The organism is Mesorhizobium sp. M7A.F.Ca.CA.002.15.2.1 (assembly GCF_003998715.1).
In the GTDB taxonomy this organism is placed as follows: domain Bacteria; phylum Pseudomonadota; class Alphaproteobacteria; order Rhizobiales; family Rhizobiaceae; genus Mesorhizobium; species Mesorhizobium ciceri.
Genome location: NZ_RZPI01000010.1, coordinates 1 through 25,807, shown reverse-complemented (window position 1 = coordinate 25,807; position 25,807 = coordinate 1). Strand labels below are relative to the sequence as shown.

General features: G+C 61.3%; 20 protein-coding genes and 3 pseudogenes. 14 read left to right on the top strand and 9 right to left on the bottom strand.

Going from position 1 to position 25,807, the window contains the following annotated elements; all coding sequences use genetic code 11:
- From ENZ74_RS01595 to ENZ74_RS01580, 4 genes are all read right to left on the bottom strand, one after another.
- A partial coding sequence (locus ENZ74_RS01595; protein ID WP_127312645.1) for an FAD-dependent oxidoreductase occupies positions 1 to 1,935 on the bottom strand: 1,935 nt, incomplete at its 3' end.
- A gap of 147 nt (positions 1,936 to 2,082) precedes the next feature.
- Positions 2,083 to 2,805 (bottom strand): amino acid ABC transporter permease, encoded by a 723-nt coding sequence (locus ENZ74_RS01590; protein ID WP_063168752.1) that lies wholly within the window; start codon positions 2,803 to 2,805, stop codon positions 2,083 to 2,085.
- Between the two features lie 21 nt (positions 2,806 to 2,826).
- On the bottom strand, positions 2,827 to 3,624 hold the full coding sequence (locus tag ENZ74_RS01585) for a transporter substrate-binding domain-containing protein (protein WP_063168753.1): 798 nt from the start codon (positions 3,622 to 3,624) through the stop codon (positions 2,827 to 2,829).
- A gap of 207 nt (positions 3,625 to 3,831) precedes the next feature.
- Complete coding sequence (locus tag ENZ74_RS01580; protein WP_063170311.1) at positions 3,832 to 4,845, bottom strand: arginase family protein; 1,014 nt, start codon at positions 4,843 to 4,845, stop codon at positions 3,832 to 3,834.
- A gap of 193 nt (positions 4,846 to 5,038) precedes the next feature.
- Between ENZ74_RS01580 and ENZ74_RS01575 the strand changes: the two genes are divergently transcribed.
- On the top strand, positions 5,039 to 5,608 hold the full coding sequence (locus ENZ74_RS01575; protein ID WP_063168754.1) for a cupin domain-containing protein: 570 nt from the start codon (positions 5,039 to 5,041) through the stop codon (positions 5,606 to 5,608).
- A gap of 66 nt (positions 5,609 to 5,674) precedes the next feature.
- Here the strand turns inward: ENZ74_RS01575 and ENZ74_RS01570 are convergent, their stop codons facing one another.
- From ENZ74_RS01570 to ENZ74_RS01550, 5 genes are read right to left on the bottom strand one after another with little or no spacing between them, the layout of a single operon-like run.
- Positions 5,675 to 6,121, bottom strand: coding sequence for an acyl-CoA thioesterase (locus ENZ74_RS01570; RefSeq protein ID WP_164745900.1), 447 nt, complete (start codon positions 6,119 to 6,121; stop codon positions 5,675 to 5,677).
- Complete coding sequence (locus ENZ74_RS01565; RefSeq protein ID WP_063168755.1) at positions 6,118 to 7,053, bottom strand: 3-keto-5-aminohexanoate cleavage protein; 936 nt, start codon at positions 7,051 to 7,053, stop codon at positions 6,118 to 6,120. The genes ENZ74_RS01570 and ENZ74_RS01565 overlap by 4 nt, the downstream gene beginning before the upstream one ends.
- Positions 7,054 to 7,084: 31 nt before the next feature.
- The gene (locus ENZ74_RS01560; RefSeq protein ID WP_063168756.1) at positions 7,085 to 8,191 is read right to left on the bottom strand and encodes an ABC transporter ATP-binding protein; all 1,107 of its coding nucleotides are present in this window, start codon (positions 8,189 to 8,191) and stop codon (positions 7,085 to 7,087) included.
- A complete protein-coding gene (locus ENZ74_RS01555; RefSeq protein WP_063168757.1) occupies positions 8,191 to 8,928 on the bottom strand; it encodes a GntR family transcriptional regulator in 738 nt (245 codons plus the stop codon). The genes ENZ74_RS01560 and ENZ74_RS01555 overlap by 1 nt, the downstream gene beginning before the upstream one ends.
- Complete coding sequence (locus ENZ74_RS01550; protein WP_063168758.1) at positions 8,928 to 10,262, bottom strand: aminotransferase class III-fold pyridoxal phosphate-dependent enzyme; 1,335 nt, start codon at positions 10,260 to 10,262, stop codon at positions 8,928 to 8,930. The genes ENZ74_RS01555 and ENZ74_RS01550 overlap by 1 nt, the downstream gene beginning before the upstream one ends.
- A 121-nt stretch (positions 10,263 to 10,383) precedes the next feature.
- Between ENZ74_RS01550 and ENZ74_RS01545 the strand changes: the two genes are divergently transcribed.
- From ENZ74_RS01545 to ENZ74_RS01485, 13 genes and pseudogenes are all read left to right on the top strand, one after another.
- A complete protein-coding gene (locus tag ENZ74_RS01545; RefSeq protein ID WP_063168759.1) occupies positions 10,384 to 11,439 on the top strand; it encodes an ABC transporter substrate-binding protein in 1,056 nt (351 codons plus the stop codon).
- A gap of 55 nt (positions 11,440 to 11,494) precedes the next feature.
- Positions 11,495 to 12,670, top strand: coding sequence for an ABC transporter permease (locus ENZ74_RS01540; protein WP_063168760.1), 1,176 nt, complete (start codon positions 11,495 to 11,497; stop codon positions 12,668 to 12,670).
- Complete coding sequence (locus tag ENZ74_RS01535) at positions 12,667 to 13,476, top strand: ABC transporter permease (protein WP_082826529.1); 810 nt, start codon at positions 12,667 to 12,669, stop codon at positions 13,474 to 13,476. Before ENZ74_RS01540 ends, ENZ74_RS01535 begins: the two co-directional genes overlap by 4 nt.
- Positions 13,473 to 14,651, top strand: coding sequence for a M20 aminoacylase family protein (locus tag ENZ74_RS01530; RefSeq protein ID WP_063168762.1), 1,179 nt, complete (start codon positions 13,473 to 13,475; stop codon positions 14,649 to 14,651). Before ENZ74_RS01535 ends, ENZ74_RS01530 begins: the two co-directional genes overlap by 4 nt.
- Complete coding sequence (locus tag ENZ74_RS01525) at positions 14,651 to 16,084, top strand: FAD-binding oxidoreductase (RefSeq protein WP_063168763.1); 1,434 nt, start codon at positions 14,651 to 14,653, stop codon at positions 16,082 to 16,084. Before ENZ74_RS01530 ends, ENZ74_RS01525 begins: the two co-directional genes overlap by 1 nt.
- Positions 16,081 to 16,449, top strand: coding sequence for an AraC family ligand binding domain-containing protein (locus ENZ74_RS01520; RefSeq protein WP_063168764.1), 369 nt, complete (start codon positions 16,081 to 16,083; stop codon positions 16,447 to 16,449). Before ENZ74_RS01525 ends, ENZ74_RS01520 begins: the two co-directional genes overlap by 4 nt.
- Positions 16,450 to 16,531: 82 nt before the next feature.
- Positions 16,532 to 16,814: pseudogene (locus ENZ74_RS01515) on the top strand (tyrosine-type recombinase/integrase); the annotation flags it as partial.
- 156 nt (positions 16,815 to 16,970) lie between these two features.
- Positions 16,971 to 17,405, top strand: a pseudogene (locus tag ENZ74_RS01510) (helix-turn-helix domain-containing protein); the annotation flags it as partial.
- A 619-nt stretch (positions 17,406 to 18,024) separates the two neighbouring features.
- The gene (locus ENZ74_RS01505) at positions 18,025 to 18,684 is read left to right on the top strand and encodes a response regulator transcription factor (protein ID WP_024505389.1); all 660 of its coding nucleotides are present in this window, start codon (positions 18,025 to 18,027) and stop codon (positions 18,682 to 18,684) included.
- A complete protein-coding gene (locus ENZ74_RS01500) occupies positions 18,681 to 20,009 on the top strand; it encodes a HAMP domain-containing sensor histidine kinase (protein WP_063169275.1) in 1,329 nt (442 codons plus the stop codon). Before ENZ74_RS01505 ends, ENZ74_RS01500 begins: the two co-directional genes overlap by 4 nt.
- A 1,950-nt stretch (positions 20,010 to 21,959) precedes the next feature.
- Positions 21,960 to 23,264: pseudogene (locus tag ENZ74_RS01495) on the top strand (pitrilysin family protein); the annotation flags it as partial.
- 9 nt (positions 23,265 to 23,273) lie between these two features.
- Complete coding sequence (locus tag ENZ74_RS01490; RefSeq protein ID WP_128311092.1) at positions 23,274 to 24,539, top strand: pitrilysin family protein; 1,266 nt, start codon at positions 23,274 to 23,276, stop codon at positions 24,537 to 24,539.
- Between the two features lie 415 nt (positions 24,540 to 24,954).
- Positions 24,955 to 25,807: aldehyde dehydrogenase family protein (locus ENZ74_RS01485; protein WP_127312646.1), on the top strand; the 853-nt coding region annotated here is incomplete at its 3' end.

Genomic DNA, 25,807 nt, shown 5'->3' with positions numbered 1-25,807 from the left:
GTCGAAGACATGGGCGGCGAACTCGGCGGGCATGTAGAGCTCCCAGCCAAGCTCGCCGACGAAGGTCAGCCGGCTGGCGCGCACCCGCGCATAGCCAAGGTCGATCTCGCGGCTGGTGCCGAAGGGAAACGCCGCCTCCGAGAAGTCATCGGGCGAGACGGCGCGCAGGAGATCGCGCGATTTCGGCCCCATCAGCGCCAGCATGGGCAGGCCGGAGGTGACATCCTGCACGAAGACATGCGCGTCCGCCGGGATATGGCGCTTGAGCCAGGCCAGGTCGCGCCGCTGCGACACGGCGATGGTCACGACCATGTAGGCGGTTTCGGAGATGCGGGTGACCGTGACATCGGCTTCGATGCCGCCTAGCTCGTTCAGCCATTGCGTGTAGACGACGCGGCCGGCGGGTACGTCGACATTGTTGGCACAGATGCGGTTGAGCACCGCGCAGGCGTCACGCCCCTCGATCCAGTATTTCACGAAGCAGGAATGGTCGAACAGCGTAACGTTGTCAGCCGTGTTGCGGCTTTCCTCGCCGCAGGCGCCGAACCAGTTCTGGCGGCCGTAGGAATAGTCGATCTCGGCCTTCATGCCGGGCAAAGCGAAGAAGCCAGGGCGTTCGTAGGCGGCGGCCTCGGTCATGCAGGCACCCGCCGCCATCAGGCGGTCGTGGAACGGGCTCTTGCGGATGTGGCGCGCCGTGGCGAACTGGCGGTATGGCCAGTGCATGTCGAACAAAAGGCCAAGCGTTTCGGTGGTGCGGTCGTAGAGATATTTCTTGTTCGACTGGAACGACATGGTGCGGCGCACGTCGACATCGGCGAGATCGACCGGTGGGCGCCCGTCGCGGATCCATTCCGACAGCGCCTTGCCGACGCCGCCCGAGGAGAGGATGCCGACGGAATTGAAGCCGGTGGCGCAGAACAGGCCGGAGACCTCAGCCGTCTCGCCCAGCAGATAGCGGTCATCCGGCGTAAAGCTTTCCGGTCCGTTGAAGAACAGTTTGATGCCGACATCCGCCAGCAGCGGCACCCGCCTGGTTGCCATTTCGAGGATCGGTTCGAAATGCTCGAAGTCCTCGGGCAGGCTGTCGAAGCAGAAATCGGGCGAGATGCCGTTATGGCCCCACGGCTTGGCCACCGGCTCGAAGCAGCCGAGCAGCAGCTTACCGGCGTCTTCCTTGTAGTAGGAGCACTCGTCGCCCAGGAAAAGCACCGGCAAATTGGCGGGCAGGCCGGGGATGGTCTCGGTGACGATGTAGAAATGCTCGGCGGCGTGCAGCGGCAGCGTCACGCCGATCTGTGCCGCGAGATCGCGCGACCACATGCCACCGCATATCACCACCTTGTCGGCGCGGATCTCGCCCTTGTCGGTGACCACGCCGCAAACGCGGCCGTTCTCGACCAGGATTTTCGTGACCGGCGTGTTTTCGAGAATGCAGGCGCCACCGGTGCGCGCGCCCTTGACATAGGCCATGGTGACGTCGGTGGGGTTGACCTGTCCATCATTGGGGAACCAGAAGCCGCCGACGATGCCGTCGATGTTGACCGGGCTCCAGCGTTCCTTGATCTCGCCGGGCGTGACCATGTCGACCGGCAGGCCGAAATTGCGCCCCATCCAGGCGCCGCGTGCCAGCTCCTCGAAGCGCGCCTCGGTGTTGGCGACACGCAGCGAGCCGCGCTGCATGAAGCCGGTGGCCTGTCCGGTTTCGGCTTCGAGGCGGCCGAACAGCTCGCCGGTGTATTTCGCCAGCTCCGTCATCTGTCGCGTCGCCCGCAACTGCGTCACCAGGCCGGCGGCATGCCATGTCGTGCCGCATGTCAGCTGCTTGCGCTCGCACAGTACGACGTCGGTGATGCCAAGCTTGGTGAGGTGATAGGCGACCGAACATCCGGCAATGCCGCCGCCGACGATGACGACATCAGCCTGTTCCGGCATCTGTTCTGAACTAGCCCCTGACATTACGCGTCCCCCTGAATTGCTGCGCGGCTCAGGCATCTGGCGCCCTTTCGGAGCAGCGTCATGCCGTCGCGTCGATGGATGTCAATGGCGTGCCGCACGCTGCGGCCCACCGTTTTGTGCCCGTCATGCGTGATGGGGCACTTTGTCGGTATCGTTTCCGGCCGCGTGGGGCTTGGCCCAGGCGAAGCGCCGTTCGATCCGCTTCTGCAGGATCATCAGTACATAGACCATCGCCAGGTAGTAGAGGGAGGTGACGGCGTAGAACTCGGCATAGCGGAACGTTGAGGCGACGCTTTGCTGGGTGACCGCCATCAGTTCCGTCAATGAGATCACCGAGGCCAGCGACGTGGTCTTGAGCAGCGTGATGAACTCGTTGACGGTCGGCGGCAGGGCGATGCGCAGCGCCTGCGGCACGACGATCAGGAAGAACACTTGCGGCTTGCGCAGGCCAAGTGCGGCGCCGGCCTGAAACTGCCCTTCTTCGACGGCGCTGAGCGCCGCCCTGTTGATCTCGACCTGATAGGCGGCCTCGTTCAGCGTCAGCGCCAGGAGGGCCGCGATGAAGGGCGAAAACCAGGTCTCGCGGAAGATCGGCCATATTTGCGGCAGGCCGTTCCAGACGAACAGCAGCAGCAGAAGCGCCGGCAGTGCGCGGAAAACAGCGATATAGGCCGTCGCTCCCCAGCGCAGCACCTTGTTTTGCCCGTTGAGCGCCAAGGCAAGCGGCAGCGACAGGAGGATCGCCGCCGCATGCGCGAGTATTGTCAGGGCGAGCGCTACCAGCGCCGCCCTGAAGAACGTCCCGGAAAAAAGTGTCGACCAGAACAAGCCAAAGTCAAAGCTCACGGAACCCTGCCGATCGCGCCGTTACTGACCGATGCCACTGATGGTCGACATCGGAAGCTTCCACGTCTCGGCGATGGTCTTCATGGTGCCGTTCGCGGCAAGCTCCTTGACAGTAGCGGCGACCGCCGCCGCGTCAGCCTCATCCTTGCGGAAATAGGCCGCGTACTGATCCTGCGCGCCGGCCGAGTAGACGATCTTCAACTCACCGGGCTGCTGCAAGTCGCGGTAGGCGAATTCGGTGTCCTGGCTGATCGTCGCGACCGCGCGACCCAGCACCACCTGTTGCATCGCATCGGTCTGCTTGGGATAGGTCTGCATGGTGATCTTGTCGCGGCCGGCCTTGGCCAGGTCCTCGTTCACCTTGTCCAGCAGGCCTATATAGGAAGTGCCGGACTGGACGGAGATGGTCTTGCCGGAGAAATCCTCATAGCTCTTGTAGGCGGACGCATCGTCGGCCTTGCCGATCATGACGACGCCGGTCTTCAGATAAGGCACGCCGCTCAGCTTCTCCAGCCGTTCGGGTTTCAGCAAAGCGCCGCTGATGACGATGTCGCAGCGCTTCGATTCCAGGCCGGGAAGCAGGCCGCTGAAGTCCATCGTCGTGATACTGGCGTCGACCTTCCAGTGCGCGGCCAGCGCCTTGATGACGTCGATGTCGACGCCAACGGGAGCCTCGCCCGCCGTCTTGATGAATTCCATCGGCGGGAAAGTGGGATCGACGCAGGCTTGCAGTTTACCGTCGGCGGCGAAGCTCGGCGGCTGTGCTGCCGCCGGCGTGGCGGCCGCGAGGGCGATGAGTAGAAGGATCTTGCGGTTCATGGTTCACCTCTAGTTTGGGCTCTTGGCGGCCTCAAGGAACGCTTGCCGAAAGTTCGTCAATAGTCAACATAATTCATTTAAGAGAACAGGAGACAGCGAAAGAATGGCGCCACCGCATCGGCAACCGGCATCGAAAGTCCGGAGCCGCGAGCCGCGACGCCATCACCGATGGCGTCGGCGCGCTCCTGTAGCGGCCAAGGCCACGCGTCAGTGCGTCTCGGCATTCTTTGCGGCGATCAGGCAGATCAGTTCGTACATCATCACCATGGCGACCTGCGCCGTGATCTGGTTGGGGCTGTCCTTGGTCGGCATCAGGCAGACGACGTCCCCACCGATGATGTTGAGCCCCTTCAATCCTTGCAGAAGGCGCGTCGCCTCGCGGATGGTCAGGCCGCCGAAGCCCGGCTCGAGGTTCGAAACCCCGGGAGCGACGGAGGGGTCGAGGCTGTCGAGATCGAAGGTGATGTAGGCGGGGCGATCGCCAACCCGCTCGCGGATCATCTCCACCATGCGCTCTATGCCCAAGCGTTCGAACTCGTCCATCGTAACAACCCGATAGCCCAGAGCGCGACTCGAGCCGCCAACGCCGCCGGTGTGGATATCCGCCGCCGGATGACCGCGCATGCCGATCTGGATGCTGCGTTCCGGGTCGACCGCACCTTCCTTTGCCGTATAGGCCGCCCAGTGCGCCGCCGAACGCTTCGCGCCAAGCCAGTGGGGCATGTTGTCGTAGGAATCGGTGTGCGCGTCGAAATGGATCAGCGAGCAGGGCTGGCCTCCCGACAGGCGCCGGCCCGGTCCGGCGATGGCCTTGATGATAGGCCCGGTGATCGAGTGATCGCCGCCGATGGAAACCGGGTTTGTGCCGGCGGCGTCGAGCCGGGCGTAGAAGGCTTCGATGTCGCGGACACAGGCCTCGTTGTTCATGGCCTCGGGCAGGGGAACGTCGCCAAGATCGCTGATCTTGGCGGCATCCCATGGCGAAAAGCCGTGCACCCCGTGCGAGCGGCGATAGTAGCCCGACACGTTGCGGACCGCGCGCGGGCCAAGATGTTGGTCGCGCTCCGTCGAGCCGTTTCCGGAGCTGTGCGGCACGCCGACCAGGCCGATATCCACATCGGCCGGAGTCTCCGCTACCGGGCAGCGGAAAAACGTCGCGATGCCCCACCAGTACCAACTCTGCGAACTGCGCCTGGCTTCGGCAATATCGTCTTGGCTCATCATCGCTCCTTCATCCGTATGCTGGCGGGGAAGGCTCGCCTCATGGCACCGCCGCCTCCTCGAAATTCATCTGGATGCTGGTGGGGAATTCTGTATAAGTCAACAAAGTTGTTCTATACAGAACACATAAAATTCCGGCTTGTACGGCGGACCGAGCTGACGGTATGGGATTGAACATGCTGAGAGCGCAATCATGACGAGTGGCACCCAGAGGCCGTCCACGGCCCGCATCGGTGATGCCCTGCGCAATCGACGGCGCGAACTGGACCTTACCCTCCAGGCCGTGGCGGATGGCGTTGAAGTCAGCAAGGGTTTTCTCAGCGAAGTCGAACGCGACAAGGCCTCGCCCTCGGTGGCAACGCTCGTTCGCCTGTGCGACATTCTTGGAATTACGATCGGCAGCCTGTTCCAGCATGACAACACGGCTGTCGTCCGCGTTGACGCGCGCACTCCGGCGGTGCTCGGCGGCACCGACCTTTTAGACTTCCTGCTCAGCCCGAAATCCGCGGTTCGGACGCAGGCGATCCTGTCGATCATGGCGCCGGGCGGCACCGGCGGCGACAAGCTCTACAGCTGGCGTTCGGAAGAGGAATTCGTGTTCGTCGTCGAGGGCAGCGTGACCGTGTTGCTCGAAGGCGAGGAGTTCGTCCTGCTCGAAGGCGACGCCATGACTTTCGACCCAAGACGCCTCCACACCTTCCGCAACAGTTCCGCCACCAAGCAGGCGCAAGCGCTTTTCATCCTGTCGCCGCCGTCCGTCTAGAGGCGCAGTCATCTTAAGCCAGCGTAGTCCGATGACGTCGGCTTTCGGGAAACGGCGAAGCTGGTCTTAACGACCGACTTGAGGCGCAAAGCTGCCGGCTTCACCCCTCGGGAGTTTCGCGCTCGCCTGCCGGGCCTCGCCTTCGATCTCGATCTTGCTCCGCGCTTGAAGATCGAAGCGCACCGTTACGGTGCGCATGCGCGCATGCAGGACTCCGTCCAGCGTACCGCGCATTTCATGCAGATAAGTCAGCGACGATTTCCCAAGCTTTTCTATAACGCTGCGAACGGTGACCAGAGTTCCCACCGCGGTTTCATGCACGTAGTCGATCTCCATCCTCACATCCGCCCAGCCGAGGGTCGGCGTCAAACGAGGATCGGCAATCCTGCCCAGCAACTGGAAACTGGCGTCATCGAACATCGCCACATAATGACGAACGTTGAGATGGCCCATCGCGTCGCACATCCAAGGATGCACGACGCCGACATAGGTTTCGATGCCGGGGGGCGTCAAAACCCGACCTCATGTGCGCCCTTGAGATCCAGCAGTTGACGGGCTTCGTCGGGCGTCGCGATTTCGAGCGACAACTCGTTGAGAATGCGCTTTATCTTGGCCACCTGTTCGGCATTGCTCTTGGCGAGCGTGCCCTTGCCGACATAGAGGCTGTCTTCCAAACCGACCCGTACATTGCCGCCCATGATCGCGCCCATCGTGCAGAGATTTATCTGGTGCTTGCCCGCGGCAAGGATCGACCAGAGATAGTCGTCTCCGAACAGCCGATCAGCCGTCCTGCGCATGTGCATCATGTCTTCTGGGTCGGCGCCGATACCGCCCAGCAGCCCGAAGATCGTCTGGACGAAAAGCGGCGGCTTCAGCAGCTTGCGGTCGAGAAAGTGCGCAAGCGTGTAGAGGTGACTGACATCGTAGCACTCGAACTCGAACTTCGTGCCATAAGCCTGGCCGACCTCGACGATGATCCGCTCGATCTGCTCGAACGTGTTGGAGACGATGCCCTTCTTTGTGTCTTCCAGATAGCCCTTCTCCCAGTCGTACTTCCAGTCGGTGTATTTCGGCGCGATGTGGTGCAAGGCGAAATTCATAGATCCCATATTGAGCGAGCAGAGTTCCGGCTTCGAAGCGTGCGCCGCTTCAAGGCGCTCTTCGAGGGTCATCTTCAGCCCGCCGCCGGTGGAAATGTTCATCACGGCGTCGGTCTGCTGCTTGATGCGCGGCAGGAAATCCATAAACAGCCTGGGATCAGGGGTAGGCTTGCCGGTCTCCGGATCGCGGGCATGCAGATGGATCACCGACGCCCCGGCTTCGGCTGCTCCGACAGCGGCGTCGACGATCTCGGACGGCGTTATCGGCAGATACGGGCTCATCGTCGGCGTGTGGATCGAGCCGGTGACCGCACAGGTGATGACGACTTTCGGCGATTTCTTCATGGTTGAACTCTCCCTTGTCTGCCTTTTGTTGTTATCTATCGAGAGCGAGGCAATCCTCACGACCACAGCCCAATCGAACCGCCTCGCCCGCATTGAGTTCGGACCGAGACGACGATGCGGCAAGCTTGACAATGAATTTCAGGCCGCCCGCCGTGACAGCGACGAGCCGGATGTGATCGCCGACATAGACGGACTGAACGACGGTTGCCGCGATCACGTTGAGGGCGGTGGAGCCTTCGTGCAATAAGGACATGCGCTCGGGCCTGATCGACAGCGTCACCCTGGCGCCCGTAGGGGGCGTCGCGCCAGGGGAAATGGCGTTCAACACCAGATCGCCATCGTCGAGATGGACGGCCACGCCACCATTTTCACCGCCGGCAAGCACGGTGCCGGACATGCGGTTGTTCTCGCCGATGAAGCTCGCCACAAAGCTGCCCGTCGGACGCTCATACAGTTCGCGTGGTGTCGAAAGCTGCTCGATGCGGCCGGCGCTGAACACCGCGATCCGGTCGGACATGGTCAGCGCCTCGGTCTGGTCGTGGGTCACATAAACGAACGTGACGCCAAGCCGGGCATGGATTTCCTTGATTTCGAACTGCATCTGCTCGCGCAGTTGCTTGTCTAGGGCGCCGAGCGGTTCGTCCATCAGGACAAGATTTGGTTCGAAGATCAGGGCGCGGGCAACCGCGACGCGTTGTTGCTGCCCACCCGAAAGCTGCGCCGGACGCCGGTTGCCGAATTCGGGCAACTGGACCATGTCGAGAACGTTCCTGACACGTTGCGTCACCTCCTCGCGGCCAAGTTTGCGGACCTCGAGTGGGAAAGCCAGATTTTCGGCGACCGTCATGTGCGGGAAAAGCGCGTAGTTCTGGAACACCATGCCGATGCCGCGACGATTGGCGGGAACGTTGTCGATGCGCTGACCGTCAATGAGGATTTCGCCCTCGGTCGTATCCTCGAATCCGGCAAGCATCATCAACGCCGTCGTCTTGCCGGATCCCGAAGGCCCCAGCAGCGTCAGGAATTCGCCGCGCATGATTTCCAGGTCGAGCTGACGCACCGCCTGGACGGTCTGCCCGTAGCGCTTGCTGACGCCACGAAACTCGACATGAACCGGGCCATGCGGGGATCCGCCCATCACCGCGCCTGCGCCTTCGGATCACGGCGTACCGAAGCCGGGCGTTTGCGCGCAGGTTGAGCCTCAGCCGCCGCCGCGGCGCGAAGAATGATGTCGGCGGCCTCGCGCAGATCGGCAACCAGCGCCTTGCGCGCAGCCGCGCCATCGGCGCGACGCAGCGCCGCGAGCATTTCGTCGTGATGGTCCAGGCCCAGGCCGTAGGTCACGTCGGAGCGGACGATGTTCAGAAACGGTCCTGCCTGCAGCCACAATTTCTCGATGATCTGCTGGATGAGAGGTGAACGCGCGGCATGGTACATCGTGAAATGGAAGCGCCTGTTCAGGCCGAGATAATTAGCCATGACATTGCTCTCGACGCATTCGCGCATCAGCCCGTTCAGCTTCGCCAATTCATCGAGTTCTTCGGGCGTGATGGTCGTCGCGGCCCACTCGGCCGCCGTCCCTTCGACGCTGCAGCGCACACGCACCAGATCCGAAATACGCGCCACCGTGGCCTCAGGGACAATGACGCCCCGATTTGGGTGGTCGAACATCGCCTCGTCGCTGACGAGTTGCCGCAAGGCCTCGCGCACCGGCATGGCGCTGGTCCGGTACTGTTCGGCAAGCTGTCGTACGACCAGTCTCTGGCCGGGCAGGAAGTCACCGTTCATCAGTGCCTCCTTCAAGCCCGTATGTACACGAACATGAGCTGTCTTTTGCGCGGCCGAGCCGGCAGTGGCATCCTTGCGATCGAGCATCAGTTTGTCCGGCGCGGCAGTATTTTGAGGTTGCTCGACAGGAAATCGTCGAATGCGGCGGCGAAGCCGTCGAGTTCTGCGTCGCCAAATGGCAGTGACAACGCCAGCATGCCGCGCGGCGTCACGTAGTACCCTCGCAACAGCATCTCGATATGCCAAAGCGCAATCGCCGATGGATCGGCATCGTCGAGCCGCGCCGGCGTGTCCACCGGCCCCCTGACGAAATGCAGGTTCATCAACGACCCGCGCCCTATGACGATGCCCTCGACGCCATACCGCTCAAGGGAGACGTTCATCGCTTCACGCAAGCGATCGCCGCGCGAATTGATGGCGCGGCTCGCCTCTTGCGTCAGCACCTGCGTCAGACCGGTCAAACCAGCAGCCATGCTGAGAATATTGTTGTTGAACGTCCCGCCATGCGAAAACGCACCAGGCAAAGCAGGATCGAAGCGGTCGACGAGATCCGCGCGTCCACCGAATGCGCCAAAACTCGCACCGCCGCCGATGTACTTTCCGAGCGTCACGAAATCGGGAAAGATTTCATGTGCGCCATGGAGCGCGCGGTAGTCGAGGCGCGAGGTCATCACCTCGTCGAAGATCAGCAGCGCGCCGGTCTCCTTCGTCGCGGCGCGCAGCGCTTCCAGGAACTCACGCGTCGCCGGGATGCAGCCGCCGCCGCCCATCATCGGTTCGACGATCACCGCGGCAAGTTCGTCGCCCTGTTCCTTGATGAGCGCCACGGCGCCTGCACTATCGTTGTAGTCGGCGAAGACAAAGGGGAAAGGCAAATTGAGCGGTGAGCCGCCATGCGCGAAGGTGAGTACGCCGCCATGATAGCCCTCGCGGAAGGCGAGGATCTTCGAGCGCTGCGTGATGGCGCGAGCCGCCGAAATCGCCATGATGTTCGCCTCGGTGCCCGAGTTGCAGAAGCGCACGCGCTCGATGGCCGGAAAACGGTCGACCACCGCGGCAGCCAGGCGCGCCTCATAGCGGTTGGGTGCGCCCAACATGATGCCACCCTGTATGACGTCCACAAGGGCCGCCGAAATCGCCTTGTCGGAGTGGCCGTAAAAACCGGCACTGTATTCCGAGACCAGGTCGACATAGGTATGGCCGTCCAGATCGGTCACCCTGCAGCCTTCACCGGAAACAAACGATACGGGGAATGGCCGATACCATAGAACAGCCCTCGTATTGCCGCCCGGCAACGATGCCGCGGCCTCGTTCTGACGCGCCCGGCTGTTCGGGTTTGCGTCAGCGAAACGCTGTCGCGCCTCGTCCAGAACAGCAGCGAGACTGACATTGGCGCGCACGTCTCTAGTGCCTTGCAGCATTCGATCAAATCCCTTTGGCTTTTTCACTTTTTTACACCGTACCGTAAATTCCTGTTGCTAATCAATCAATTTTGCGTTTGAAATTTGATCAAATCTACAACGATAAGAAAGGGGAACTGCAATGAGGACTTATCTGCAAGCCGTATCTGCCGCCGCGATCTGCCTCGCGACCTCGGCTTTGGTCGCGTCCGCGGCCGACCCCGTCACGGTAGTCGGCTGGGGTGGTACATGGGACAAGGCCTACAAGGATGGGGTCTGGGACAAGTACACCGAAAAGACGGGCGTCCCGATCGTCATGGAAGAGTGGGGCGGCGAGGTCGCCAAGGTGCGTGCCCAGGTGCAGGCGGGCAACATCACCTATGACGTCGTCTCGGTCGAAGCGCCCGCCATGGAAGTCGGCTGCGCCGAAGGCCTGTTCATTCCGCTGACGCCAGAAATCACAGGCGACGCGGCCAATTATTTGCCGGGCACCCTGCACGAATGCGGCGTCGCGTCCGATACCTGGGCCACGGTCCTCGCCTACAACACAAATGTCTACAAGGGCGACGCCGCGCCGAAGAGCTGGGCGGATTTCTGGAACGTCGAGAAATTTCCGGGAAAGCGTGGCCTCTACCAGCAGGCGCAGTTCACGCTGGAAAACGCGCTGATGGCCGACGGCGTTAAGCGCGAGGACATGTACAAGGTGCTGGCCACGCCGGAAGGTATCGACCGGGCTTTCGCCATGCTCGACAAGATCAAGCCGAACGTCGTCTGGTGGTCCACCACGACGCAGGGCATCCAGAACCTCGACAGCGGGGAAGTGACGCTCAGCGACGCGTTCAATGCACGCATCACCAACGAAGCCATTAACGAGAAAAAGCCCTACGCCATCGCATGGGACGCAGGCTTCTTCTACGGCACCGACTACTGGGCCGTGGTGAAGGGCGCACCGCACCAGCAGGGCGGGCTGGATCTCCTCAAGTGGTTCTCCATCCCTGAAAATCAGGCCGGCTTCTCGAAACTCTATGCCTATGGCACCGGCCGCAAGGAAGCCGCCGACCTCATTCCCGCGGATTGGAAGGCCAACCTGCCGACGTCGCCGGAGCACCTCCAGTACGGCGCCGCCTATAACAACGACTTCTGGACCGAGCACAAGGAAGCGCTGGAAGAACGCTTCAAGGCTTGGCTCGCGAAGTAACCCAGGCATGTTGGTCGGGACAAAGCCGGCTATAAAGCGGCGCCAACGGGGCGGCATGCTCGCCCTGTTGACGGCCCCGCTTATCCTGTTCGTCGTCATTCTGTTTCTGTGGCCGGTGGCGCGCTTCCTCGCTCTGGCCGTCGACAACTCGGATTTTTCGAACAACCTGCCGCACACAATTGCCGCTCTGGCAGGCTGGAAAGCAGATAGCGGCCTGCCTGGCGAACCCGTCTTTGCAGCACTCGTCGAGGACCTGGCCGACGCGCGGCGCGCCGGAAAGGAAGGCGTACTGGCGCAACTCGTGAACCAGCGCGTCGTCGGCAGCCGTTTCCTCGTCATCAAGACGGCAAAGGATGCGGCCGACGGCAAGCTGACTATGCGTCCCGTGCGCGACGAGGTGCTCTCCAAACAGGCCGGCTGGAAAAATATCGATCTCTGGCAGGTCATCGCGCGTCAGCAAAGCGCGCGAACGGACTATTATCTGCTTGCGAGCCTTGACCTGAAGCGAGGCGCGGACAATTCGATCGAAGCCATTTCAGCCGATCGCGCCATCTTCGTCGACGCGCTGCTGCGTACGATCTGGATCAGCATCGTGGTGACCGTGATCTGCGCGGTGCTCGCCGTGCCGCTGGCGCAGGCAATTGTCAGCGCGCCGCCGGCCTGGTCGAAGCTCATGTTCGCGCTGATCCTGTTTCCGCTCTGGACATCGCTGCTGGTGCGCACCGTCATCTGGATCATCGTGCTGCAGAAGAACGGACCCGTGAATTCCACGCTGCTTGGCCTCGGCATCGTCAGCGAGCCGCTCAATCTCATTTACACACGCTTTTCACTCTACGTGGCAATGGTTCAGGTTCTGCTGCCCATGATGGTGCTCTGCGTCGTCGCCGTCATGCGGCGGGTTCCGACCACCTATATGCGCGCGGCACTGTCACTGGGCGCGCCGTGGCTCACAGCGTGGCGCCGCGTGCAGTTGCCGTTGATCCTGCCAGGAATCCTGTCCGGCGGGGCGATCGTTTTTGTCTTCGCACTCGGCTACTACATCACCCCGACGCTTGTCGGCGGGCCGACCGACCAGATGATCTCCAGCTACATAGCGTTCTACACGAACAGCACACTGAACTGGGGCATGGGTGCAGCGCTTTCGTTGCAACTGCTGATGATCCTCGTCCTGTTTGCATTCCTGTTCTGGACGGCGTCCGTCCTCTTCCGCCGCAAGGCGCATGTCGCATGAGCGCCGACCGCTTTCGGAAATGGCTGATGTATGCCTATGCGGCGACATTGCTGGCGTTCATCATCCTGCCCCTGCTGATCGTGATCCCCATGTCGCTGACCTCGAGCAACTCGCTGGCGTTTCCGACGCCGGGCTGGTCGCTGCGCTGGTATGCCGAACTGTGGGTCGACCAGCGCTGGCCGACCGCGCTGTGGAACTCGGTCGTCATCGCGCTGTCCACCACGGTTCTGGCGCTGCTGCTCGGCATACCGGCGGCGATCGGGCTCGCCTGGGGCGATTTTGCCGGCAAACGGATCCTCTATGCGATCATCGCCGCGCCCTTGGTGACGCCAGTCGTCATTGTCGGCGTCGCGGCCTTTTCATTCTTCGCCACACTGGGACTCGTTGGCAACAAGCTATCGATCATTCTGGTGCATACGGCCATGGCCGTGCCTGTGATGCTGACGACTGTCGTCGCCAGCCTTTCGACCTTCGACCGGACGTTGGTTCGCGCGGCGGCATCGCTCGGCGCCGGCACCATGCGCACATTCTTCAAGGTAGTGCTGCCGCTGATAGCGCCGGGCGTCATTACAGGGGCCATCATCGCCTTCATCATCTCTTTCGACGAAGTCGTCGTCGCAAGTTTCCTCTCGACGGGCGCAGAGCGAACCTTGCCTCGCATGATATTCTCCGGGGTGCGCGAGTCCATCAGTCCCGCCATCGCGGCCGTCGCCGTGCTGCTGATCGCTTTCTCGGCAATCCTGCTTGTGGTCATCGCCATCCTGCAGAGCCGCTCACAAACTCTTCGCGCAAAGGCATCGGCATGAGACTGGTACCCTCGGTGCAGCAACTAGAGACAGAGATGACGGCCTGGCGGCGGCATCTGCATGCCAATCCAGAACTCGGCTTCGAAGAGTTCGAGACGGCACGTTTCGTGGCGGACAAACTGCGCTCGTGGGGCATCGAGACGACCGAAGGTGTCGGCCGCACAGGCGTCGTCGGCACGCTCAGGGGCAGGCTCGGCGCTGGTCGCAGCCTGAGCATTCGCGCCGATATGGACGCCCTGCCGATGACCGAGGCGCGGCCGCTGCCGCATGCGTCCCGCGTCCCCGGGAGGATGCATGGCTGCGGCCATGACGGCCACACGACAATGCTGCTCGGCGCAGCGTCAGCACTTGTTCGCTCGCCCGACTTCGCCGGCACGGTGCATTTCATCTTCCAGCCGGCCGAGGAGGGTCGAGGTGGGGCGCTTGCCATGCTGGATGAGGGCCTTTTCCAGCGTTTCCCCTGCGATGAAGTTTACGCGCTGCACAATTGCGAACGGCCGCTCGGCGAGATCGCCGTCCACCGCGGAACGGTGGCCGCGGCGGCCGATCGCTTCGAGATCGTCGTCCACGGCAGGGGCGGCCATGCGGCGACACCGCATCTGGCGATCAATCCACTCCCCATCGCCGCGCGCATCCTGCTCGCAATCGAAGCCCTGCCCGGCCGCCTGACCGATGTGCACGCTCCGGCAATCGTCACCGTTGGCAGCCTGCGCGCAGGCGAAGCCTTCAACACCATCCCCGATACGGCGTTTCTGACCGGCACCGTGCGCACCTTCGACCATCAGGTTCAAAAGACGCTGGAGACGGCAATCCGCCGCATCGCGAAAAACGAGGCTGAAGCTTTTGGCGCCAGCGTCGACATTCTCTATGAAACGCCCTTCGCGCCGACGATCAACACCCCGGCGCAAGCCGATGCGATGATCGCGATTGCGAACGAGGTGATGGGACCGGAACGTCTCGTCGTCGATCCGCCTCCCGAGATGGGCTCGGAAGATTTCTGCTACATGTTGGAACAGCGGCCGGGCTGCTATTTCTTGCTCGGCCAGGCCGACGATGCGCATCAGGCTGCGGCTCACGACACCAACTACGACTTCAACGACGCAATCCTGCCGATTGGCGCCAGCCTTTGGGTCAGGCTGGTGGAGCGCCGCCTGTCGGCCAGAGGCGCATCGTGATGCAACTGACGGAAAAGGACATTGTTTGGCGAAGCCATTGGCTGCGGCAGGTCCTGCCCGAGGACCCAGACCTTGCGCCTCCGCTCGAAGAGGCAACGCAGGCCGACATCTGCATCGTCGGCGGCGGGTATCTTGGATTGTGGACGGCCATCCGCCTCAAGGAGCACAATCCAGGCTTCGATGTTGTCATTTTAGAGCGCGACATTTGTGGTGGTGGCCCGAGCGGCCGCAATTCCGGAATGGTGCTTTCGGCATGGACCAAATACAGCGCGCTTGTCGCCCTGCGCGACGGAACCGACGCGCTTTCGATCATCAAGGCATCCGAAGCCGCGATCGGCGGCATCGAGGCTTTCTGCAAGGTCGAGGCGATCGACGCCTGGTTCGATCGCATCGGCTGGATCTGGGGCGCGACGTGCGAAGCACAGCTTGGCGCCTGGGACGACGCGTTGAACAAGCTGGCGGCGCATGGCTACGTGCCTGCGCGACGCGTTTCGCGCGACGAGATCGCGGCGATGGCAGGCACGACGAGCCACCTCGGCGGCGCGTTCGACGCTTCGTCGGCAACAGTGCATCCCGGATTCCTGGTGCGCGGCCTGCGTCGTGCAGCGCTAAAGCGCGGCGTTCGGATCTATGAAAAGTCGCCGATGAAGCGGTTTTCACGACGGGGCAAGCTCACGGTGGAAACGGCGAAAGGAACTGTATCCTGCGGCAAGGTCGTGCTTGCCATGAATGCCTGGTCCGGCGCGATTCCGGAACTGGCCCCTGCGATCTTCAACATCTCCAGCGACGACGCCATGTCACAGCCCATTCCAGACCTTCTCGACAAGATCGGCTACCGCCGGGCGCCGCTGATGATCGATTCCCGCGTCTTCGTTGGCGGTTGGTCTCCGACGCGCGATGGTCGGCTGTCCGTCGGCGTCAGCGGTGGCGTTATTGGCTTCGGCGGCATCGTCGACCAGCGTTTCCATGGCCAGTCGCCCCGTGTCGCCGAAATGCGTCGCGCGCTGCGGGACGGCCACCCGGCGCTCGCCGATTTTCCGCTCGAGACATCATGGAACGGCCCGATCGACCGGACGGTGAGCGGCGTGCCACTTTTCGGCGCTTTGCGCGCCAACCGCGATGTCGTTTACGGCTATGGCTTTTCCGGCAATGGCACGACAATGGCTTATATCGGCGGCGAGATCCTCACCGGCCTGTTGACTGACGGTGAATCGGAACTGACGCATTCGGCGCTGGTTCGTCCGGTAACGCGCGGTTTCCCGCCCGAACCCTTTCGCTTTGTCGGTGCACATTTTGTCCGCGGCGCTGTGCGTCGGCGTGACGATTTCGAACATGCCGGGCGCAAGCTCGATCCGGTGACGAGATGGCTCGCCGGGCTGGCTCCGTCCGGCGTCACTCCCTCCAAAGCCAATCTTCGCGCAAAAAAGGGATGACGATGTCCAAGGCCAAGATTTTCAAGCACAGCGAGTTGACCCTAAAGCCATCGGTCACGCCGACCGGAACGTCTTCGATCGCGCGCGTGATCAATGCCGAGATCAGCCGGACCATGGGCGGCGGCATCGAGTATCTGGAGAACGCCTCGATCGACTGGACCGTGACCTATGACGAGGTGCTGTTCATCCATGAAGGCACGCTGACGATCGAACTGGATGACGGCCGCCACGAATGCCGCCCTGGCGACATCGTCTGGCTGCCCAACGGCACCCACCTCAAATACATCGCCACCGAGCGTACCGGCTATTTTTACTGTCTGTACCCATACGACTGGGCAGCACGGCAAGGGACGGTAGAACCTTGAAGTGGCAGGCATATCATGGATTGGCCCTTCACGGCGCAGTTCCGGGGTAGCGAAACTGCTGTTTTGGCATCTCCGCGCCGACCGGCGCGGCGAAACAGTTCTAGTCACGGAATATGGCCAACCTTTCTCGCCGAAATCTCTGACCGGTGCTATGACCCACTGGTGCGCTCTCGCGGGATTGCCGAAGGGCCTTACGCTGCATGGTCTGCGGAAGTCACTTGGGGTCTATCTCGCCGAAGCGGAGGCATCCACCAGGCAGATGTTGGATGTCTCGGCCATGACGACATTGACCATGCCGAACTCTATTCCCGGGAAGCGTCGCAGGTGCGTTGGCTGTGCAGGGCATGGACCGAGTCGTACGGCTGGTAACGCGCTTGGCGAACCTCGTGGCGAACCTGTCAATAAACCCATTGATAATAATGCCCTTCCCGAGAGATGGGTGACAGTTCATTCTGGATAGATGGGTTACACTTTCGGCCCTTTGCAAGGAGAGCAAGGTGCCTTGGAGGGAGTGTAACGTCATGGAAGAGCGGCTGAAGTTCGTCGCCCGGCTGCTGGACGGCGAGAAGATGGCGATGCTTTGCCGGGAGTTCGATATCTCGCGCAAGACCGGCTACAAGATCCTCACGCGCTACAACGACAGCGGCCTGGAGGGGCTGACGGACCGATCGCGGCGGCCCTATCGCCACGCCAATCAGCTTCCGTTTCAAATCGAGAAGCTGATTGTGCGCCTCAAGCAAGACAAGCCGACATGGGGTGCGCCGAAGATACGCGAGCGGCTGGCCCGGCTGTATCCGGATGTGCACCGGCCCGCGATCTCGGCCGTGCATGCCGTGCTCGACCGCCACGGCATGGTCGAGCGCCGCAAGCGCAGGCGCAACAGGGCGACGGGGACACCACTTTCAAACGGCTGTCGCCCTAACGATCTTTGGTGTGCCGACTACAAGGGCGAGTTCGGCAGAGAACACGGCCGGGACAGGGGATCACAAACACTTGACCGTTCCAGACCCTGGCAGTGGCGCATCGATTGACCGTTGGCTCTGTTCGTGGGCACCGAAAATAGGGCCTTCTTGGTCCTCGGCAGAGAATATGGCCCGGACGGGGGATAACAAACACTTGACCGTTCCAGACTCTGGCAGTGGCGCATCGATTGACCGTCGACTCTGTTCGCGAGCGCCGAAAATACGGACGACCCCTATGGTCAAAGTGCACTTCTGACCTGCTAGGCACTGTTCGATAACTGGAGGCACCCGCTACGGTGCCCTCGTATTTAAGACACCTGTCAGTTTCAAGCCTGGACATTGACGCGTGGCGCGGCTGCCATTCGTTGACCGCCACGTCGAATTGCCCGCCAACCAGTGTACAGCCGCCGGTGGTCACATTGAGCAAAAGTGCCGAGATCAGGAGGGGTTTCATAAGGCCTCTTCGTTTGGCTTTGTTAACGACCCCTTTCTTGCAATTGTAGCTGACAGCAGCCTGAAAGCCCCCAGATATTCGCTGGCGCCGGTTCAGCCTACTGTCAGCTTCGATCAATAAGGCAGGAGCCTTGCCCTCATACCGGAGCTCGGCAGCCTGATGCGAATACTGCTCATTGAAGACGACGACGACCTTAGAAGTGCTGTGCACGATCATTTGGTGGCTGGTGGCCACGCGGTCGACTGGGCCGAGGGCCTGTCCGGAGCGCGCGGTCATGCAGCTGTGGCCGGCTACGACGTTATTTTGCTCGACGTTCACCTGCCGGACGGCAATGGCATCGACTATCTGCGGGAGCTGATCAAGGGGCTTGATACAACGCCGGTCATCATTCTGACAGCCCGCGATCGGATTTCGCATCGCATCGAGGGGCTCAACGCTGGCGCCGACGACTATTTGGTCAAGCCGTTCGATCTGGGGGAACTCTCGGCACGCATCCGTGCAGTGGCACGTCGCCAAGGGCATTTTCCGGAGCCGCAATTTTCGGTTGGGACGCTTTCCATACAGGCAGCCGAGCGACGCCTCTTCCGCGACGGGCAGGAGGTCCACCTGTCTGGACGCGAATGGGCGGTGCTCGACTGCCTTCTACGCCGGCCCGGTTCGGTCGTTTCAAAGGGGAGGATCGAGCACGCGCTTTATTCATTCAATTCGGAGTTCGAGAGCAACACAGTGGAGGTTTATGTCAGCCGGCTCCGCAAGAAGATCGGCGGGGATAGAATAGCAACCGTGCGTGGCTCCGGATACAGGCTCGTGGTCACATGACGAACTCGAACAGCATGACGAGAAAGCTGATATCGTGGTTAGGCGGGGCAACGCTCCTGGTTTGGATCGCCGCCCCAACCATTGCTGCGTTCATTTTTTGCAATAATGTAAACGAAAGTTCGGATGACTTGCTCCAGGGGAGCGCAGAGTACAGAGAACCAGAGCTGATCAAGGTCTTGAATGGAAAACACGTTGATCAATACAATAACCACTTGCCAACTTATGAAAAGTACTGGACCTATCGTGAGCAGGTTATTAATAAGTACGGGGTAGTGCTTATTTCTGAACCGGAAGAGGGTCAGCAGCCCTTCCCTGATGCTCCCCTGAGTAACGGCTTTTGGCGAAACGCTGATTACCGCGTCTACACAGAGGAGATCCAAGACGGCGTGTATCATCAGTTGGCCGAACCGCTTGATGGCCGCCGTACCACAATCGCGAAGGGCGCACTTTTTGTCTTCCTTCCGACACTCGTGCTCCTGCCCTTTAGCTTAGCTGTTTGGTGGATCGTGATCCGGCGCTCGCTGCGGCCAATCGAGGTACTGCGACAGCAGATCGGATCGCGCGACGGCGGCAATCTGTCACCAATGGACTTGGGCGATTTCCCGGCAGAGTTGGCTCCAATCGCGGCATCCGTCAATCGGCTTCTCGATCGTCTGCGGGCGGCTCTCGAGGCCGAACGCGAGTTCGCCGCAAACAGTGCGCATGAACTGCGCACGCCGATCGCAGGTTCAATCGCTCAGATGCAGAGATTAGTGGCCGAGCTTCCCAATGGGTCGGCCAAAATGCGTGCGCGCGGCATCGAGCAAGCGCTGTCGAGCCTTGGCCGCCTTGTCGAAAAAGTGCTTCAGCTCGCTCAAGCCGAATCGGGGGTTGGCATGGCGGATCACGCGATCGATCTTGTCCGATCGGTTCGGCTGGAAATCGATGACCTGAGGAAAAAGCCGCAATATGCCGGACGCCTGCATCTTAACGTCGACGGCTGCCCCACTTTGATGCGCAAAGTGGATGTCGATGCGTTTGGGATCCTCCTTCGTAACCTGATCGAGAATGCGCTGATACATGGACTGCCCACTGTTCCGACAACAGTTTCCGTCCAAACTGATGGAACCATCGCTATTGCAAACGCCGGACCGGTGGTGCCCCTCCCCGACCTCGAAGGGCTTACAAAGCGATTTAGTCGTGGTGCTACTCCTGCTGCGGGCTCAGGCCTTGGTCTACATATCGCTAACATGGTTATCCAGCGGATCGGTGGCAGTCTAGAGCTTGCGTCGCCCGCCCGCGGTCGCAATGATGGTTTCGAGGCGATCATACGAATTCCTCAATGACACCGGTGAATTCGACGACAGTTGGACACAGGGCGGATTGCTGGCAAGGCTGCTGACAGGGCGAACTGTACGGCAGTATGTATACGGCGTAGAAATCGTACTTCACACAACGCATTTCGGCCGCGGCAATCAATGCCGCTATCATCGTCTGAGCAGTTCGATCGAAGCGACACGACATGATCGGCAAAATCGAAGGCTCCGCCTCACCGCTCGCTCGATTTCGCCCGGGGAGAAAAAAGGCCATCCGAGAAAGTGCAAGCCGCCGCGCAAAGGCGACGTGTCCAATTGTCTGGGTGCCCCTGTGCGCCGGCCCGATCGGGTTGGCGCAGGTCCAGTAAGGACCCGGACCAACCATTCCATTTAGACGACCGGCAGGTTTTAATCGGCGTCCGGATCGCCGTCCCAAAATGCCCCAAGTATACGGCTAGAAAGGCTGCCAACGATCGAGCTTTGGTCGGAGGCGTGCTTGTCAGCGTCTTGGGTGCTTGACCGGCCTTTGCAATGGCCATCGCCATCGCAAGTATCGTGCGTGGCCAGTGAGACCGCAATTTCATCAGCCTGGAGCCGACCGTATCGGTGCTTTTTTATGATTTAGGGATTTTTCGTTTTCCTCTTGGATCATCACGGGTTTGGAGAGGATCTGGTGTTAAGTGCCATTCGGAGCGCCGGCGAACGGCCCGAAATTAATGTGGTCGAGTGATGAAGCCTCCCGAATGCGTTAAACGAGACCCTTTATGGCGGCCCTGGCTGACAACAGTCTGAAAGCTGCAAGCGGCATGCGAAAATGGGGCGATCCTGAATGACGACAGATGCTATCAACATGAAAGAGGCTCGCCCTGAAAGCTGAGCACGCTTTATGCTCAGGCTGCTGACAAGGCCAAAGCAGCGTAAGTGCGTAGTGAAATCCAAGGTCCACATGGGTCGTCGCGCGTCCCATGCGCCTGGGAAGGCGCCGGCCCGGCCAAGCTTTCCCAGCTCGTCCGCATGATGCTTCGCTGAGCGTCAATGGACGTTGGCGCGAGACCAAGGCGTCGTGCGTTGCAATCCGGACGGTCCAGGGTATCAGGAGTTTCACGGCCTCGGCCCGCTTGGCTGGCCACAGTTGAAGCTCCAACGTACCGGCTGGCACCGGGAAATTGGGCTCTGCGCTGCCTCAACGCTGATGGCACGGTCAATGCTTGCCTACCGATGGGGCCGCCCATGCCGTGATGCTGTCGGTCGACGTTCGCAAACCAGACCCTCGCGAGACCCAGCGAAGGGGCTCGCCGGTACGACGAGGGACCTTACCTCTTTATGCGCGGCATCATTATCGAGGATGACATGTTGCCTTACACGTCGTCCCTCGCGCTCGGGTCTTTGTGGGGCGGATGAAGTCCTGATCGCGGTGGCACTGCTGCATGTTTGCGTAAGACCCATCCAGTCACGATCGCGCTGTCCTTCGATGTCGCGGTGCTGATAGGCGGGCAGATCGGTGTGCGCGGCGCCCGCCAAAGGATCGTCGTCACGCCGGAGGAGGCGAGCGTCATAGCCGGCGCGCCGGCGAAAGGCGCTTTCTGTCGGATGCCCGACAATGTCGGATATCGCAAGTATCAAGGTTGGATCAAACCTTGCGAATCGGGGCTTTCTTACTTGGCACGGGGCATGCTCAGGTATCCGCAAACACCCAATGGATAACGAGCAGACTTCCCATGGCCTCACCATGCCGAAAGTTTCCCGGACGCATCCAAAGATGAGGCTCGCGTCAGGCCCAGCAACACGCTGACGGCTCATGTGGCTCGGCGTCGCGTGCCGATCCACTTTCTCCCAATAGGCGTTCGGGAGACATAGATCCTTCAAAATGAGGAACAGATCACTTTGCCAGGAACGCAGCCCATAACCCCACTCTCCCTACCAGAACTACCAAGCAAGCCCCGCACTCATGGGCTTCGCAGGACGTCCGTTGCGTCCGAGTTGGTCGGCGCGGGGCCGGCTCCGATCCCCGTCGCATCGGAGGACGGCAAGGCGAGGGATTTCGTGCTCGACAACGGCATGGAGGTGGTCGTCATTCCCAACCACCGGGCGCCGATCGTCACCCACATGGTGTGGTACAAGATCGGCAGCGCCGACGAGCCGCCGGGCAAATCCGGCATCGCCCATTTCTTCGAGCATCTGATGTTCAAGGCGACGACCAACCATGCGGGCGGCGAATTCGACCGCGCAGTGTTCGAGATCGGCGGCTCCAACAACGCCTTCACCTCCTCCGACTACACCGCCTTCTATCAGACAGTGGCGCCGTCGGCGCTCGAGCTGATGATGAGCTTCGAGGCCGACCGAATGCGAAACCTCATCCTGACCGACGATGTCGTCAAGACCGAGCGCGATGTGGTCATCGAGGAGCGCCGCTCAAGCACCGACACCAACCCGCAGGACGTTCTCCATGAGGAGATCGACGCGACGCTGTGGCAGAACCACCCCTATCGCATCCCGATCATCGGCTGGATGCAGGAGATCGAGCAGCTGAACCGCGTCGACGCCACCGTCTTCTATGAAAAGTACTACTGGCCCAACAACTCCGTGCTGATCGTGGCCGGCGATGTCGAACCGGACACGGTGCGGGCGCTGGCCGAAAAGACCTATGGCAAGGTGGCGCGCGGACCTGACCTGCCGCCGCGCATCCGGCCGGTTGAGCCCGAGCAGAACACCAGGCGCACCGTCACGCTCTCAGACGCCCGCGTCAGCGTGCCCAGTTTTTCGACGCAGTGGGTGGTGCCGTCCTACCACACCGCCAAGCCGGGCGAGGCCGAAGCGCTCGACCTGCTGGCCGAAATTCTCGGCGGCGGTAACCGCGGCCGGCTCTACCAGGCGCTCGCTGTCCAGCAAGGTATCGCTTCCAGCGCCCGCGTCTATTTCCAGGGCACTATGCTCGACGACACCAAGTTCGCCATCTATGGCGCACCGCGCGGCGATGCCAAGCTGGCTGATCTCGAAGCGGCGGCCGCTGCCGAAGTTGCCCGCATTGCCGAGGATGGTGTCAGCAACGAGGAACTAGGCAAGGCCAAGGACCACTATTTGCTCAATATGATCTTTGCGGAAGACAACCTGGACTGGCTCGCCAGCATCTACGGCTCGACGCTGGCCACCGGCGGTACCGTGAAGGATGTCGAGGAACGGCCGAATCGCATCCGCAAGGTTACCCCCGAGCAAATCAAAGCAGTTGCCGCCCGCTATCTCGCGTTCGACCGTTCGACCACGGGCTATCTCTTGCCCAAGACGGAGAATCAAGAGATGACGCTCGGCGCTCGGCCCCATGCTGCGATGAACATCCAGGAGGTGAAGTCCGAAAAGGGCATCATCGCCTGGCTGGTGGAGGACCACACAGTGGAAATCGTCAACATCGGCTTTGCCTTCAAGGGCGGCACCAAGCAGGACCCGGTCGGGAAGGAGGGGATGGCCAAACTGATGGCCGGCCTGTTCATCGAAGGCGCTGGCCATTACGACAGCGGTGCCTTCCAGGTGAAGCTCGACCATGCCGGCGCCGAAATGAGTTTGGACGCGCAAAGCGACGACATCTACGGATCGATGTGCATGCTTTCCAAAAAGCAGGACGCGGCGTTCGGCCTGCTTCGGCTCGCGCTGAACGCGCCGCGCTTCGAGCAGGGGCCGATCGATCGCGTCCGCGCCGAGATTGTCTCCCGCATCGTCGGCAGCGAGCGAGACCCTAACGCCATCGCTCAGCGCAAATGGCTGCGCGCGATCTATGGCGCGCATCCTTGTTCAAGGCTGGGAGAAGGCACAAAAGAGAGCCTGCCCGGCATCACGCCGTCCGACCTCCGCGCCTTCCACCAGGCCATTTTCGCTCGCGACGGGCTCCATATTGCCGTGGTGGGTGACATTGACGCGAACACGTTGAGGGAAAGGCTTGACCAGCTGTTTGGTGATTTGCCTGAGCAACAAACCCTCGTCCCCGTCTACGATGTCGCGCCGAAACTCGGTCAACTGGTGGAGGAGAACTACGACCTGCCGCAGACTTCGCTGACGTTGGCCTGGCCTGGCGTGAAGCCTAGCGCGCCGGATTTCTACGCGGCCGTGCTGCTGAACGACATCCTTGGCGGCTCATACTTGACTTCCCGCCTTTACGAGGAGGTACGTCAAAAACGCGGCCTTGCCTATCACGTCAGCTCTGAACTAACCCTTGACTCGCTTCTGGTTACGACAGAGACACGCTCGGACTGCGCTGCCCAAACACTGAGCATCGTGCGAGATGTGGTAAAGCAGATGGCGCAGCAAGGACCGACCGGGGCCGAGCTCAAGGCGTCGAAGAAGCACCTGATCGGCGCCTATGCCATCGACCAACTGGGCTCGACCCGCTCGATTGCAGACCGGCTCCTGGATTTGCAGATTCACAAGGCCGACGTCGACTACAACCAGCGTCGCGCCCGCAGCATCGGTCGGGTGACGCTCAAACAGGTCAAGGCGGCGGCCAAAAAGCTGCTTTCGGCCGAGCCCGCCATTTTGGTGGTCGGCCCGCCGCTGGGCGGCAAGGATGAGTAAAGAAACTCATCTCACCTTCCTTCTTCATCGGGGCTTCTCGTGGGAAGAGCGAATGTGGAGGCCCGTGGGCCAAGCAGATCATGCAGACGCGCGGAGTCGTTTTCGCCGACCTTGCGCGGCATTGGCGGTCCGGCGGCCTCTCGCCGAAATGGCGCTCCTCAGCATGTATGCCGCCTTTTTGCAGAATTCAGTCGCATGCCACCAGCAGGCATGGTGGATGAAGCAAACATCCGACTGCTTAATCCATCAATTGATGAACCGCGGGCACTCAAACTAACGAAACTGCTGTCTTTTCATCGGGCTAGCGTGGTCTACCAGCTGCTTTGCCGAGGCCCTACGACGAACCCACTGGTGCAGAATACACACTGACGGCCTGTCGACCTGGATGTTCGCTGCGTTGAGGAGGAATCCGGTATTGCCCCTGTGCCTGCCGATGATCCGCCGTCTGAAATCCCCGCACCTGTTTGGAGCCATCGACCGCCTGCCGGCACTCGGCAGACCAGTTGGCAATAAGACGTTCGAGGTCGTCAATCCGTCGACCGGCGAAGTTTTGGCAGAGCTTCCCGATATGGGCGTGGAGGAGACACGTGCTGCGGTAGACAAGGCCTATGTTGCGCAGTCGGGATGGGCCGCGTTGACGGCCCGAGAACGTAGCGACGTTCTTTGGCGATGGCATCAGCTGATCATCGACCATGCAGGCGATCTCGCCGCGATTCTGACTGCGGAAATGGGCAAGCCGCTTGCCGAAGCCATTTCAGAGGTATCGCATGCGGCGGCGTATCTGCAATGGTATGCCGAGGAGGCCAATCGCGTCTATGGCGAGACGATCTCGGCACCCTCGACAGACCGCCGAATGCTAGTGATCAAGCAGCCCATCGGCGTTGTTGGCACGATCACGCCATGGAATTTCCCGGCCTCCATGGTGGCGCGCAAAATCTCGCCGGCCTTGGCTGCGGGCTGCACAATCGTGCTCAAGCCCGCTGAACAGACGCCGCTCGTGGCTGGCGCAATGTTCGCCCTCGCCCATCAGGCCGGCTTTCCCGATGGCGTGGTCAACCTGATCTATGCGTCCGAAGGTGATCGCGTGGGCCGTGAACTCTGCACCAATTCCAAGATTCGAAAGATCAGCTTCACCGGTTCGACCGAGGTCGGACGGCTGCTGATGCGTCAGTGCTCTGACCAGATCAAGAAGGTCAGCCTTGAACTCGGCGGCAATGCACCTTTCATCATCTTCGATGATGCCGACATTGACGGTGCTGTTGACGGTG